Annotated in this window: 15 protein-coding genes; all 15 read right to left on the reverse strand. The window is 39.4% G+C overall.

Translation table 11 applies throughout. The annotated features are described in order from the left end of the window. Window positions 1-40 precede the first annotated feature (40 nt). The gene (nusB, locus tag HMPREF9088_RS00480) at window positions 41-493 is read right to left on the reverse strand and encodes a transcription antitermination factor NusB (RefSeq protein ID WP_007207122.1); all 453 of its coding nucleotides are present in this window, start codon (window positions 491-493) and stop codon (window positions 41-43) included. Beyond that, window positions 486-911, reverse strand: a complete 426-nt coding sequence (locus tag HMPREF9088_RS00485; RefSeq protein ID WP_040365984.1) for an Asp23/Gls24 family envelope stress response protein — start codon at window positions 909-911, stop codon at window positions 486-488. Before HMPREF9088_RS00485 ends, nusB begins: the two co-directional genes overlap by 8 nt. A gap of 177 nt (window positions 912-1,088) precedes the next feature. Beyond that, window positions 1,089-2,153, reverse strand: coding sequence for a M24 family metallopeptidase (locus HMPREF9088_RS00490; RefSeq protein ID WP_040365985.1), 1,065 nt, complete (start codon window positions 2,151-2,153; stop codon window positions 1,089-1,091). 89 nt (window positions 2,154-2,242) lie between these two features. Further along, entirely contained in the window at window positions 2,243-2,635 is a 393-nt protein-coding gene (locus tag HMPREF9088_RS00495; protein WP_040365987.1) for a DUF956 family protein, read from the reverse strand. An 82-nt stretch (window positions 2,636-2,717) separates the two neighbouring features. Continuing rightward, on the reverse strand, window positions 2,718-3,629 hold the full coding sequence (locus HMPREF9088_RS00500) for a PTS system mannose/fructose/sorbose family transporter subunit IID (RefSeq protein WP_007207126.1): 912 nt from the start codon (window positions 3,627-3,629) through the stop codon (window positions 2,718-2,720). Window positions 3,630-3,649: 20 nt separating this feature from the next. Then, the gene (locus tag HMPREF9088_RS00505) at window positions 3,650-4,453 is read right to left on the reverse strand and encodes a PTS mannose/fructose/sorbose transporter subunit IIC (protein WP_007207127.1); all 804 of its coding nucleotides are present in this window, start codon (window positions 4,451-4,453) and stop codon (window positions 3,650-3,652) included. Between the two features lie 32 nt (window positions 4,454-4,485). Next, complete coding sequence (locus HMPREF9088_RS00510) at window positions 4,486-5,451, reverse strand: mannose/fructose/sorbose PTS transporter subunit IIA (protein ID WP_007207128.1); 966 nt, start codon at window positions 5,449-5,451, stop codon at window positions 4,486-4,488. Between the two features lie 11 nt (window positions 5,452-5,462). Continuing rightward, on the reverse strand, window positions 5,463-5,969 hold the full coding sequence (locus HMPREF9088_RS00515) for a mannose/fructose/sorbose PTS transporter subunit IIB (RefSeq protein WP_040365989.1): 507 nt from the start codon (window positions 5,967-5,969) through the stop codon (window positions 5,463-5,465). A 184-nt stretch (window positions 5,970-6,153) separates the two neighbouring features. Then, window positions 6,154-9,003 (reverse strand): sigma-54-dependent transcriptional regulator, encoded by a 2,850-nt coding sequence (locus tag HMPREF9088_RS00520; protein WP_007207130.1) that lies wholly within the window; start codon window positions 9,001-9,003, stop codon window positions 6,154-6,156. Between the two features lie 37 nt (window positions 9,004-9,040). Continuing rightward, window positions 9,041-9,406, reverse strand: a complete 366-nt coding sequence (locus HMPREF9088_RS00525; RefSeq protein ID WP_007207131.1) for a DUF1634 domain-containing protein — start codon at window positions 9,404-9,406, stop codon at window positions 9,041-9,043. Then, window positions 9,403-10,242, reverse strand: a complete 840-nt coding sequence (locus tag HMPREF9088_RS00530; protein WP_007207132.1) for a sulfite exporter TauE/SafE family protein — start codon at window positions 10,240-10,242, stop codon at window positions 9,403-9,405. Before HMPREF9088_RS00530 ends, HMPREF9088_RS00525 begins: the two co-directional genes overlap by 4 nt. A gap of 3 nt (window positions 10,243-10,245) precedes the next feature. After that, window positions 10,246-10,803 carry a GNAT family N-acetyltransferase gene (locus HMPREF9088_RS00535; RefSeq protein ID WP_007207133.1) on the reverse strand — a complete coding sequence of 186 codons (558 nt, stop codon included), beginning with the start codon at window positions 10,801-10,803 and terminating at the stop codon, window positions 10,246-10,248. Between the two features lie 7 nt (window positions 10,804-10,810). Continuing rightward, window positions 10,811-11,710 (reverse strand): diacylglycerol/lipid kinase family protein, encoded by a 900-nt coding sequence (locus tag HMPREF9088_RS00540; RefSeq protein WP_040365990.1) that lies wholly within the window; start codon window positions 11,708-11,710, stop codon window positions 10,811-10,813. Window positions 11,711-11,727: 17 nt separating this feature from the next. Then, window positions 11,728-12,738: a GNAT family N-acetyltransferase gene (locus HMPREF9088_RS11350; protein ID WP_007207135.1), complete on the reverse strand. Its 1,011-nt coding sequence runs from the start codon at window positions 12,736-12,738 to the stop codon at window positions 11,728-11,730. A gap of 104 nt (window positions 12,739-12,842) precedes the next feature. Next, complete coding sequence (locus HMPREF9088_RS00550) at window positions 12,843-13,547, reverse strand: M15 family metallopeptidase (protein WP_248632118.1); 705 nt, start codon at window positions 13,545-13,547, stop codon at window positions 12,843-12,845. Window positions 13,548-13,581: the final 34 nt, after the last annotated feature.

Consider the following 13,581-nt stretch of genomic DNA (forward strand, 5'->3'; position numbering starts at 1 on the left):
ATTTTTTCTCATTTGATAAATCTAAAAAGAAGAAGCTGGGCTATTCGCCATCAGCTTCTAATTTGTTATTAATTGAAGACAAGACACCATTTACAAATTTGCGTGATTGATCATCACTGAATGTCTTTGTTAATTCAATCGCTTCATTCAAAACAACTTTATTCGGAACATCCTCAGCATGTTGCATCTCAAAAATTGCTAGTCTTAAGATCGTAACATCCATTTTCGCCAAGCGACCAATTTTCCAGCCTGGACGCAAAAAAGATTCGATTTCCTTATCAAGTTCATTTTTGTGCTCGCACACACCGGATACCAACCAATCAAGATAATCAGGGACAAAGTTTTCTTCCTCTTCATCCAACAAATCATATTGATTCACTTCAATCGCGTGTGCAATCGCATCTTGTTTTGAAAATTCTGTACTAAAATCTAGAGGGAATAACGATTGTACTGCCATCTCCCGAATATCATGTCTGGATAATTCTTTACTCATTTTCGTCCTCATCATTTTCAAATAATTCATTTAAATCCAACTCTTCAGCCTTTTCAGGAACGATGGCCACCACGTGGATGTTCACTTCCATCAACTCTACATCAGTCATAAATAGCACTTGTTGCTTCACGCTTTGTTGGATATCCATCGCTACTTTCGGAACGGACACGCCATATTTCATATAGCAATACAAATCCACCTTAATCCCATCTTCGTCAATGGTCAGATGAACACCCTTGCCATGAGCTTTACGTCCTAATAGTTCATTTAAATTTGTCGTGAATGTGCCTCTCATACCATAAACACCTTCAACAGTAGCCGCAGCAATACCAATAATTACTTCAATGACTTCAGGCGCAATGACTATTTCACCTAGTTCATGATTCGTATCTAATACGAAGCTTTTTTCTTCAACCATTATGAATTCCTCCATCTCTTTGCACTTTCGATACTGATATGAAAATACTCCATGCGTTCTCGAAAACCATCCATCATTTTTTAAACTAAACAGAAAGAATGTGCAAGAACTTCGGTACTAGTGTATCATTTTCTAGCCTTTTTCGCTATAAAAACTACTAGCAGAACTAGCTAACTATTATAAAATCATGAATTCTTTTGAAGACTTCGTTAACACTTCATTACCAGTGCTTGTGATTAGCAAGTCATCTTCAATTCGCACGCCACCGATTCCAGGCAAGTAAATTCCGGGTTCATCAGTAATAATATTACCTGGAACAAATCGTTTATCCGCACGGAACGATACATTAGGTCCTTCATGAATCTCAAGACCAATGCCATGACCGGTCGAATGACCAAATGCTTCACCATAACCAAATGACGCAATATGATCACGGGCAATTGCATCTAGCTCAATACCTGACATACCTGGTTTTGCTGCATCAATCACTTTTAAATTCGCTTCTAGCACGATTTGGTAGATATCTTTTAGTTTTTGACCTGGATCACCAACGGCAAATGTTCTTGTTTCATCTGAAACGTAGCCGTCATAATAACAACCAAAGTCAATCGTAATTAAATCGCCTTTTTCAATAACTTTTTCACTGGCAACACCATGTGGCATCGCAGAGCGTAAGCCACTAGCAACAATCGTATCAAATGACACACACGTCGCGCCCAGTGAACGCATATAAAAGTCTAATTGATTGGCTACTTCAATTTCAGTCATCCCTGGTTTGATTGTATTCCAGATATGTTCGATTCCTTTATCTGCAATTTCGCAAGCTTTTCTGACTGTTTCAACTTCATGATCTTCTTTCATTTCACGCAATTCTTCAATCATACCCGAGATTGGCACTAATTCAGAGGTTTCGATTAGGTCTTCTAACTGGCCATATTGCGCAAAACTGACAAAGGCTTCCTCAAAACCTAATGATTTAATCCCATCTTTTTGGCAAAGTTGTGCGACTTCGTCAAAGATTGGGCCTGTATTTTTCACGATTTTATATTCTTGCGCTTGTTTTGCTGCTTGTTCAGTATAACGAAAATCCGTTACAAAATAAGCGTTTGTCAAGGTAATGACTGCTAAACCAGACGTACCTGTAAAATTGGTTAAATAACGTAAATTGTAAGGACTTGTTATTAAAAAGCCATCAATTCCTTCATTTTTCATCGCAGAACGTAATTTTTCTACTCGTGACATTGTTCTTCCTTCTTTCATAAAGTAATCTATCTTATTATAACAAACTTTAAACAAATAAGTTAAAAGACACAAAAAAAGATTGATTTTCATCAATCTTTTTCTTTCTTTTGTCTTTTTTTGCCGATTGCTTTAAAAGAATTGTTTAAAACATCAAAAAAACCTAATGATCGCACCATTTTGTCAGGATGAACATATTCTCTAATTGCACGTAACACTTGTTTGGGATTTTTTGCGGAAAACGTATACGTGCCACTCTTTTTCGTTTTTAGTGCAAAGCGCGGAATCCATTTCCCTTTAAATAGCACTGAGGCCACGACACAATCCACCTCTTCCCATGGAATTTGAATAAATTTCTTTGCATCGCGATCACTATAAAATTCAAATGCTTTGTCGCCAATCATGATCTTGCCATATTCATTTAATCCTGTAAATGACGTTCCATCTTTTACTAAATCCACTTTCGCATTCAGTGATTGAACCATTGCCATCCTCCTAGTTTGATTCAGTATAACAAAAAAAACAGAGCAATGCCACTTAGCGCATGGCATCGCCCTAGTCTAGTTCTTACATTAACCCAATCAAGTGAGCGACAATACCGATAACAAATAAGCCTAAAATAATCAAGATTGGTGAAACTTTTTTCTTTAATAACCACATACAAGCAAGGGTAATTAATAAAGCAGCAAGACCTGGTATTAAACTATCTAAGTTGTTTTGCAAAGTTGTTACTTTTGTATCAGATAAAGATAAGCCTGCACTTTGTTGCTCTAATGCCGATTTGATACCAGCGGCACCCGAAGGCAATTTGTCCCAATCAATATATGCACCTGTGTCTAATTTAACGGAAGATACGGTTGGTTTGAACGAAACAGAAACCCAGCGATTTACTAGGGCACCTAGGATAAACATCCCTAAAATCGACGCACCTTTTGTAATATCTTGTAAAATACCGCCTGATAAATCTTCCGTGATTTTTGATCCAGCTTTGTAACCAAACTCTTGTGTATACCACATGAAGGCCATCCGAATCGCATTCCATGCGACAAAGTAAATAATCGGACCAATGATACTACCACCCATAGCCAAAGATGCTGCCAAAGCGCCTAGGATTGGTTTCACTGTGAACCAAAATACCGGATCACCAACCCCTGCTAAAGGTCCCATCATCCCAACTTTTACCCCTTGAATCGTAACATCGTCGACTGGAGCACCATTTGCACGTTCTTCTTCAAGAGCCAAAGTCACCCCAATAATTGGTGATGCTACATAAGGATGGGTATTAAAGAATTCTAAGTGACGCTTCAATGCCGCAATTCTATCTTCCTTATTTGGGTACAATCTCTTGATAGCCGGAATCATTGTATATGCCCAGCCACCATTTTGCATCCGTTCATAATTCCATGATCCTTGAAGGAATGTAGAACGCCACCAAGTAGAGATACGATCTTTTTTCGTTAATTGAATTTTATTTTCCATAACTTGTGTCGCCTCCTTCTTTAATAGTTATCAATAATATCGCCTAGAGGATCACCTGTATTACCACCATTTGATCCAGATCCACCTTGTTTCGATAGTGCCAAGTAAATAAGTGCCAATGATACACCAATTGCTCCTAGTCCAATTAAAGTAATTTGTGAAACGGTTGCTAAAACAAAACCAATGGCAAAGAATGGCCAAACTTCACGGGTTGCCATCATATTGATAACCATCGCATAACCAACCGCTACAACCATCCCCCCACCAATTGCTAGACCACTTGTTAACCAAGTAGGCATTGCTTCTAACATGGCTTTCACAGGACCTTCACCAACTGCTAAGATTAATGCAGCGGGAATAGCGATCCGAATACCTTGCAAACAAATGGCTGCAATTTGCCAAAATTCAATTTTAGCAATGCTTCCTTCATTGGCCGCTGCATCCATAAAATGAACAAAGGCTGTCGTAATTGTTCTCACGATGATAGTTAACAATAATCCAGCGACAGCTAGTGGTACGGCAATCGCGATGGCTGAAGACACACCAGACTCACCTTGTCCACCTAAAATAAGAATAATAGCTGAAGCGACTGCTGCTAAAGCGGCATCAGGTGCTACAGCAGCACCAATATTTGACCAACCTAGTGCAATCATTTGTAATGTTCCACCTAAGATTAGACATGGCAATAAATTACCTGTTACTAATCCAATCAGTGTACAAGCAATAACTGGTTGATGGAAATGAAATTCATCGAGGACTCCTTCCATCCCTGCCAGAAATGCTACAACAATGACTAATATAATCTGAATAAAATTTAATTCCATAATTGTTGTTCCTCCATTTCTTTAAGATTCCCCTATTTTTGTCGGTTTAATTCTTCCTGTGCTTTACGCAAGATATCATCCATATCACCTTTTGAATCATTCGGCACTTTTCTAACATCAAACGTTATACCAGCTGATTTCAGCTTTTTAAATGTATCAATATCATTTTGATCAAAAGCTAATACTTTATTCGGTTGAACTTTTCCGATTGAATGTGCCATCGAACCAACATTAATTGTCTTCAATGGAACGCCACCTTCGACTGCTCGCAAAGCATCTTGAGGGTTTTCAAATAATAACATTGCTTTTTGACCACCAAAATGTTTATCATCTTTTGCTAATTCAATCATCTTCTCTACTGGTACAACGTGTGCTTTCACACCAGGAGGAGCTGCTTGTTGAATTAATTTTTTCCGTAATTCATCTTTTGCTACATTATCGGACACGACAATAATTCTTGTTGGTTGTGTTTCTTTCGTCCATGCAGTAGCAACTTGTCCATGTAAAAGTCGTGAATCGACACGCGCTAAGACATACTTGAATGTACCTGGTGCACCGGCTGATGATACTTGTTGAACGGCAGCTGTCGTTGTTGGTGCCAATGAATCCGGACGAACCTTTACCCCTTCTTTCGCTGGTGAAAGTATTTGAGCGGCGATTTTTCTTGCGGAAGTTTCACTTAATCGACAAGCAAATGCTTCAATAACCATTGGTAAATTCATACCTGCAACAATTGCCCACTGATCTTTGTGTTCTTCATACAAACTATTCGCTTGATTAAAAGGGGTCCCACCCCATAAATCAACTAAGAATAAGACTTCATCTTGGTTTTCAAAACCCGCAACAGCTTGAGTCATTTTTGCTTTTACGTCATCAGGACCTTCACTAGGCATTAACGTAACTGCGGTAACATCTTTTTGTTCGCCAAAAATCATCGTTGCTGATTGTAGTATTCCTTTGGCAAATTCGCCATGGCTAGCTAAGATAATTCCTACCATTCTTTTCCCTCCTATACATTTTTGTTTGCAACATTCTTTTCTTTCTCTAACAAGTCCATCAAGTTCACTTTGCGATCTGCTGGTACTTTACGCAATTCCAATTCAATTCCTCGATGGTTTAAATAATAAAAGGCCTGTCTGTCTTTTTCATCAATTGACACAAAGTTTGTCACCATGTGCTTGCCTGCTTGAAATCGCATCCCACCAATGTTCACAGAATGAATAAACATCCCTCCTTGTACCAAACGAACGACATCTTGCGGATTCGTAAATAAGAGCATAATCTGTTGTTGCATGAATAAATAATGCGTACAAACCCTTAAGAGCTGTTCAATCGAAACAACATTCGTCCGGATACCCGGCGGTGCTGCTTCATTAAGCAATACTTTTCGAAATGGATCTCTTGCTACTTCATCACCGACTACAATGATTCGCTCGATTCCAGTTGCTTTCGTCCAAGCTGTTGCCACCTGACCATGAATCAACCGGTCGTCGATGCGTGCCAAACGGATCGTCATGACTTGTTCCCTCCATTTCGTTTTTCTGACGAATGTCGCCACACTCCTTTCACCTTTATCATAAGCAATTTCTATGCCAACTTTTCATACACTAAAGAAGAGCGATATGACGCTTTTTTTTTAAAGAAATAAAAAAGCAATACACTAATTTTAGTGTATTGCTTAGTGTATAACCCCCTCTAACTTATACACTACCCCTATCTTCTCGACGGTAACGTATCATTTCACTTAAATAATATTCTTCAGCAATCGGAATGGTCAATTGAAATAAAGCCCCTAGTTGCTGCATAAATTCGTGAAGTGCTGGATATCCCTCCCAAGCCATCGCTTCAGCTTTTTCACTCTCACTGACATTTAGTGGCTGTCTAAGCAAAATACGTTCCAACATACTACTGCAATGGATTGAGACGTTTGTTTGAAATGAATAATCTGTATCTGGCAAAGAAAATTGTTTGATCATCTCCGCAGACATCTTCCATAATGCATCAATCACCTTATCAGGATTAAAAAAGGTGACGGTTTCAGAAATAAATTGTTTACATGCTTGTTTTCGTACAGACTCATTAGTAGTTTCATAGGAAAAATCTTGCTGAATCGCATCTTCTTCTTGTTCAAAGAAAAGATATTCTATTAGTTCATCGATGTCGGAATTGATAAAATGCTCTAATGAAATAAATGGTGTCCCGATATTCGGATTCACAACGCCAGTAGACGCCACGACATCATATTCTTTTAAGAGCTTTGGCAATTCATTCGTTAGATTAACAATCGACAGTGTTTCTACGACGACATCGTGAATATAGTGCTGGTTTAAAGCCTCTACAATAATTTCTTTTACTTGCTTAGCCGTCCCTTCACCAGAGGCACAGATTGCTAAAATAGCTTTAACTTTTATTTCTTTCGGTACCACAACACTTTTTTCTCCTAATTGACCGTAGCCTCTGAACTCTTTTAACGATTCGTAGATATTTTCCAAATCATTTCCAGGGACTGAAGCTTTTCTGGCTGCCTCTAATACACTTGGTGTAGTGACCATATCAAGCGACCGAATGGTGATACCTGTTTCTCGTTGGATACGGTCTTGGAATGTCGCAAGCGAACCCATATCGACTAATAATAAGACCCCACTGCGCTGGTTCACCTTTTGCACGGCTTGAACAACTTTTTCATACGCTATTTTGGGCGACATGTCTAGCGGCATATCTACGGCGGCAATGTGGTCTACCTCTAATAATTTTTTGACGACCTCGACCATGCTTGTCGCCGTACTGTCCCCATGCGCAGCAACTACGACCCCTATTTGGCCATGTATCGTAGCATTCTTTAATGAAATTAAGAGTACCGCCAAATAGTCCTCCTCTACTTGCGGAATATCCAACCGGAAGTATTCAGATAAATAGAGGCGAATTTCTCGCGCCATGGCCAATTCTTCCGGATAAGTAGCCACCATTTCACGAATATTGTCGTTGGAATATCTTAAGTCACCCAACTGTATTTTTTTCATAAATGAACTAATATGGAGACTCATTGCATATAAAAAGTTCTGTTGGAAAACGTCGCCAATTTTTTCAACCACCATTGTATAAATCTTATTGGTTACATCAATTACTTTTGCATCGACAAATTCACTTAACTTATTCTCTGATTGAAAGGAAAAACCATGATTTTTGTAAAACGACTTCAAATGAATATTAATGTCGGTCGAAATAAAATGGTGAATCGCCTCTTGGTCGACACCCTCCGCTTTTAATAACGCAGCTTTATCCCCGATAATATCGTACAAATTATAAGGTAATTCATACGAATCCGTCTGAATACTGCTTTTAGAATCACCCGGATGTACCACCATCTTAGGATTAAGTAGTTTAGCAAGTGACACTTGGGTCTGACGTTTGTTGGCAATTTGAACTAGTCCACTGCGCACCCCTTCTGGTATATCCTCAAGTGTGATATCAATTTGATCATGATACATGTGATTTAAAAATCCTCGAGCGCAAACCAGTTGGACATTTGATTTTAGTTGACCGATATTGCCAAAGGTAACGCCACCAATCAATGCTTTGACGACATCTTCAGTTAACGAAATGGTTCGTTCAATTCGGTTGGCTTCTTGCGCGACCATTACTTGGACTAAATCAATCTTTTCTGCGTCGGGTCGCTCTTCAAATGATGGAAGCTGAATTGTGATCGGAATCCTTCGCAAAAATGTCCCCAACAGTGCTGAAGTTGGATTTTCTGTCGTTGCGCCAATAATTCGCACATTCGCCTGACGATTTTTGCCACTTTCTCCGAGACGACTATATTTGCCATGATCCATAAAATAAAAAATCATTTCTTGTCCTTCTGGGGGCAAGCGATGGATTTCATCTAAAAAGAGCATACTTTGATCTGCTTCTTCGATAATCCCTGGCTTATCATGATCCGCCCCAGTAAAGGCACCCTTAGCATAGCCAAACAAATGACTCATCAATAATTCCGGATTATGAGCATAGTCTGCACAATTAAAAACAGTTAATTCTTTCGTTGCGCCGATGACTTCATTTTGACGGGCAAACTGAAACATCGCGTGAGCAAAAAAAGTCTTACCTGAACCAGTCGGACCAGTTATCAGACAATTTAAGCCTTTAGGTGGATACAAAATGGCCGCTTTTGCTTGTTCACCGGCATTTTTCATAGAACCATTAATCCCTATCACACTGGCAAACACATCTTGCTTAGAATGAAGCAAATGGTTTGTTGGTTTTTTGGGAGGATCTTCTTTGTAACTTTTTACGTATTTTTCTTGCTGAAAAAGGCGACCGACTTGAGCGTCAGAAGAAATATGCTGTGAATCTAGTAAGTGATACGTTACAGGACGGCCATCCGATTTTTTTAACTTTCCTTGCCGAACTAATTCATTTAAATCCTTACTGACATTGGAACGCTGCATAGCCAGTTTTTCTGCCAATTCTTTCGTTGTCCAACCGATTCCACCTTTTTTGTTTTCTCTGTCAGCAACCATAATTTGATAGATTGATTCCATACGATTTGACAATTTTTCTCACGCTCCTCTTTCTCACCGCGCTGACTAGCTATTCATACATACCATAAACAAAACTACTAAGTAACACAATTAAAACAACGACCGTTATGCCCACATAGAGCCAATCTTTTTCTTTGGCGAATGACCAGATAGATACAATGACACGTAGGACTGGTGTCAGAATCAATAAAAACAAGCCGGTATAAATAATTGCTTGTGCTTGCAAACCAAGCAACTGATTTAAATAAAAAGAAAACGACAATAATTGTTTAGCTTGTATGTCTGGTTGATTTGGGAAAAGAAGTGATAAGACAAAACCAAAAATAAGGACACAAGCTGAACCATATGTACCAATGGCCAGTATCTTCCCAATGAGTGCTTCAACTCGCGCTAACTCTGCCTCTTCTGAACTCAATTAAGCCACCCCATTCCTTTCACAACCATTTGGACACCCAAATACAATAAGACTGGCACAAACAACATTCGTAGTGTCCGGGCTTTAAGTCTAGGCATAACTCTTGTCCCAACACTAGCTCCTACTAACACCCCAATGGCAATTGGCCCAGCAATTAACGGCTGAATTGATCCATTAAACAAGTAAATCGTCGCACTTGCTGCAGCTGTTACCCCCATCATTAGATTACTTGTCGCACTTGAGGGCTTTAAGGGCATTTTCATAATCGTATCCATGGCTAGCACTTTAAAGGCACCACTACCAATACCTAATAACCCACTAGCAATCCCGGCACCAAACATCATAGAAAACCCGCCAGTCAAATGAGTCAGCTCATAAGAGATTTCTCGCTGCTCCTGTTTGTCGTAATAACGTCCATTTAAGTTTAACCGAGCGACTGTTTTACTCACTGGACCTTGATAGAGATGGTCTTTTTTTATAAAGAGAATTTTCTTCGCCATATTGTACGCTGAAAATAGCAACAATGCCCCAAAAAAGACATATAAAATCTGTGGGGCAAAGATGCCTGTCAATAACGCGCCGACAATGGCTCCGATAGTCGTCGCGATTTCTAAAAACATAGCTACTCTAAGATTCAATAAATCATCTTTAAGATACGCAATACTAGCACCTGAACTTGTAGCAATAACCGAAATGACACTTGCACCAATTGCATATTTGATATCTAAGCCAAAAGCTAACGTCAGCATAGGGGTAATAATAATGCCTCCCCCTAGTCCCAATAATGCTCCTAAAAAGCCGGCGACTATGCCACATGCCACATATAACAAACTCATTTCCTACCCTCCAACAAATTCATTTGGTATAAATGGATTTGGACTTCCCTGTATGGGTTGCAATTCTTTTTGCATCCATAATACATCTAACCATTCACCATTTTTATACCCTAAATTAGGAAAATATGCGACTTCACGATAGGCGAATTTTCCATGAAAACCGACACTTTCGGCATTACCAGCAGTGATACAAGCAAGCAAAACATAGACATTTTGCTTTTTGAGCTGTTCTTCAAGTGCATGATACAATACACTACCCCCACCTCGACCTTTCAATGATTGATCCATATAAATACTTGTCTCCACAGTCCAATCATACGCTGTCCGACCTTTATAGGTACTCGCATAGGCATAACCTACTATCTCACCTTCACTTGATTCGCAAACCAAATAAGGATATCTCTGCTGAATCGTTTTGACGCGTTGGGTAAATTCGTCTATAGACGGCACATCGTATTCAAATGTGATTGCGGTCTTCTCCACATAAGGTGTATAGATTCGAAGTAACTCCGCCACATCTGTCAGTTCAGCACTTCTTACAATCCATTGCTTATCTGCCATTCATTCTTCACTTCTCTTCTCCATAAAATACAGTCAAATGATTTTCTAATACTTCTACTTTAATTGGTAAATTCTCACCTGGATCGCCGTCGATATTGGTTTCCAATTCTCCATCTGAAAGCAAGGCAATTTCTCCTTTTTTAAATGTTTTGTACGTCACATTTTCAGAAGAAATTTCGACGCCTTTGATTAGCTCAGGTACACTTTTCACCATATCCAAAAAGGATTGATCATTCAAATACATCAGGTGCAAGTTGCCATCATCGACGTCTGCTTTTGGCAATAATGTTTCAAAGCCACCGATTGAATTCGTCAATCCAATTAATAGCAAGCTGCTTTTGACTTGCTCTGCTTCATCATCTAACACTAAATCAAATTCATAGCGATCGCTTTGCAACAAATACTTCACACCTGAAACGAAATAAGCCAATTTTCCCATCTTCGTTTTATCTTCTGAATCAACATCATTGATAGCCTCTGGAATTGTTCCAACCGCAATCACGTTCATAAAATAGGCATCGTTCACTTTACCAATGTCCAATTTTTTTAAACGATCCAATGACAATTGTTCGATGGCTTCTTTTGCATCCATTGAAAAGTTTAGCGCTCGTCCTAAATCATTCACAGTCCCTAATGGTACGAACCCGAAAAGAGGGCGGTGTTCTTTTTCTGCCAACCCATTAATGACTTCGTTGACCGTTCCATCGCCACCCATCGCAAACACTGCGTCATACGCTTGATCTGCTGCTAAGCTAGCAAATTCTTTTGCATCGCCTTCTTTTTCTGTTTCTTTTACCTCGACCTCTTCAAACATCGTCTTTAATTTTGCTTCAATCTGCTTACGGTACTCACCCGCTTGTTCTCCACCTGAGCTAGGATTGATAATAACCATTGCTTTCTTTTTCATAAGTTTTTCCTCCCTCATTAGTTAATCAAGAGCTTTTTTAAAATGATTTGATCCTTGACTGGCAACTGATTTTCAAAAATTGGCTGTTCGTAGTGCCTTAAGAAATAACTCGGTACAATTTCAATGCAACGAAACCCTAGCTTTTGATACAAGTATAATTGTTTCAAACTAGTCGTACTCGTTTTTATCACGATACTCTGTTTTGCTTGTTGTCTAGCAAATTGTTCAGCAAAGGAGAGTAAAAAAGATCCATATCCTTGATTTTCATAAGAAGGCTTGATAACAAGATTTACTATTTCTACTGAATCGGGCTGCTGATTTCCCAAAACAATCGCGCCTACAAGCTCATCGGCTACCGCTAAGACAAAATAGCTTACCTCACCATAATTGGCAATCTGCAAAGGATCAGGATCGGTCAATAATAACAGCTCCATTACCTCTTTGTTTGGTTGTTCAACGGGGTAAATGGTCTTGCTTGAATTTTTTTTAATCAAATATTGTTCCTTCGTGACACCATACATCACTTGATTGACAATGCCTTGGTTGTTTTTACTCCGTTGGGGGTGAACTCCTTCAAACTTCATACCCGCTTTAGCCATCACCATACCCGAAAATTGATTTTCTTCGTCATGAGTGGCCTCCACACGATTGGTATCCGTAGAATCAAATAAAAAGGAGATACCCGCGGTCAACGCTTCTGTCATATAGCCATGGTGCCACCAGTTCTTCCCTAAAACATAGCCAATTTCTTTGACTTTTACCTGCTCATCGCACGCAATGACATCCAGGCGACCAATCATCTTTTGGGACTGTTTCTCAACAATCGCCCAATGAAATAACCCATCTATCTGGTTTTCAGCAATCATCAGTCGCAAATGTTCCTCGACCGTCTCTATAGACCGATGTGGTGGCCAAGTGAGATACTTTGTCGCTTCCTCATCGCTTGCCCAGTGATCAAACATCTCTTTGGCATCTGATTGCTCAAATTTCCGTAAAAGTAAACGATCTGTTTCAATTTTTTGATCCATATACTCCCCACCTTTTTCTTTAGTATACCAAATAGATCATGAGATAGAAAAACAACTAGTAGCCGATCTCCAGAATTAATTGAGTGTCAACTACTAGTTGTTTTTTATTTTTGCTGTACTTTTGAAACCTGTTCAACAAACTCTTCTAACGTGAGATTGTTTTTAACCATGTACTCGGCATTCTCTTTACCGACATAACGAATATGCCACGGTTCATAATCAATTTTAGTAATTGCCATTTTCCCTTCAGGATAACGAATGATAAAACCATACTGCGCTACGTTTGCCGCTAACCACTTGCCACCGTCAGTTTGTCCAAAATTCGAATGCAATAACTCTGGTGAATAGTTCGTGTACCAACTTTGATCCACTACATCTAAAGCCAGGCCGGTGTGATGTTCACTGTACCCAGGTTCGGTCATTGTTTGTTTGGCATCGGCAAGCGCTTCGTCATACGTCATCCCACTCGCCATTTTTTGTTGAATCGCAGCATTTAATATCTTTTCTTGATAGGCGACTGAACGATACGCCGAAACGATCACTAAAGGATAGCCTGCCGCTTGGGCCGCTGCCTCTAACTCTTCAAAAGCTGGCACAATATTTTTGTTCATTTGAAATGCGCCAACTGTTGCTAATGTCGTAGCTTCATCAATGCTTGTCGTTAGCTTATGATCTGGACCGACTAACAGTATCTCCCACGACTGTAAATCAACATTTTTTAAAAATTTTTGCTCAGCTGTCTCGGTTTGCGAAGTTGTTGTGCTACTTATAGTAGATTGGGACGTGGCTTTTTCCGTTGTCCGCCCCATCCTTGCGACCCACATAATCCCAATAACAACGACC

The organism is Enterococcus italicus DSM 15952, assembly GCF_000185365.1.
In the GTDB taxonomy this organism is placed as follows: domain Bacteria; phylum Bacillota; class Bacilli; order Lactobacillales; family Enterococcaceae; genus Enterococcus_G; species Enterococcus_G italicus.

What these genes read in the sequence shown, in the direction of transcription:
- HMPREF9088_RS00485 (WP_040365984.1), bottom strand. Translation starts at nt 911, where the DNA reads ATGGTTGAAGAAAAAAGCTTCGTATTAGATACGAATCATGAACTAGGT.
- HMPREF9088_RS00490 (WP_040365985.1), bottom strand. Translation starts at nt 2,153, where the DNA reads ATGTCACGAGTAGAAAAATTACGTTCTGCGATGAAAAATGAAGGAATT.
- HMPREF9088_RS00540 (WP_040365990.1), bottom strand. Translation starts at nt 11,710, where the DNA reads ATGAAAAAGAAAGCAATGGTTATTATCAATCCTAGCTCAGGTGGAGAA.
- HMPREF9088_RS11350 (WP_007207135.1), bottom strand. Translation starts at nt 12,738, where the DNA reads ATGGATCAAAAAATTGAAACAGATCGTTTACTTTTACGGAAATTTGAG.
- HMPREF9088_RS00515 (WP_040365989.1), bottom strand. Translation starts at nt 5,969, where the DNA reads ATGACGATCCGTTTGGCACGCATCGACGACCGGTTGATTCATGGTCAG.
- HMPREF9088_RS00530 (WP_007207132.1), bottom strand. Translation starts at nt 10,242, where the DNA reads ATGAGTTTGTTATATGTGGCATGTGGCATAGTCGCCGGCTTTTTAGGA.
- HMPREF9088_RS00550 (WP_248632118.1), bottom strand. Translation starts at nt 13,547, where the DNA reads ATGGGGCGGACAACGGAAAAAGCCACGTCCCAATCTACTATAAGTAGC.
- HMPREF9088_RS00535 (WP_007207133.1), bottom strand. Translation starts at nt 10,803, where the DNA reads ATGGCAGATAAGCAATGGATTGTAAGAAGTGCTGAACTGACAGATGTG.
- HMPREF9088_RS00510 (WP_007207128.1), bottom strand. Translation starts at nt 5,451, where the DNA reads ATGGTAGGAATTATCTTAGCTAGCCATGGCGAATTTGCCAAAGGAATA.
- HMPREF9088_RS00495 (WP_040365987.1), bottom strand. Translation starts at nt 2,635, where the DNA reads ATGGTTCAATCACTGAATGCGAAAGTGGATTTAGTAAAAGATGGAACG.
- HMPREF9088_RS00500 (WP_007207126.1), bottom strand. Translation starts at nt 3,629, where the DNA reads ATGGAAAATAAAATTCAATTAACGAAAAAAGATCGTATCTCTACTTGG.
- HMPREF9088_RS00505 (WP_007207127.1), bottom strand. Translation starts at nt 4,453, where the DNA reads ATGGAATTAAATTTTATTCAGATTATATTAGTCATTGTTGTAGCATTT.
- nusB (WP_007207122.1), bottom strand. Translation starts at nt 493, where the DNA reads ATGAGTAAAGAATTATCCAGACATGATATTCGGGAGATGGCAGTACAA.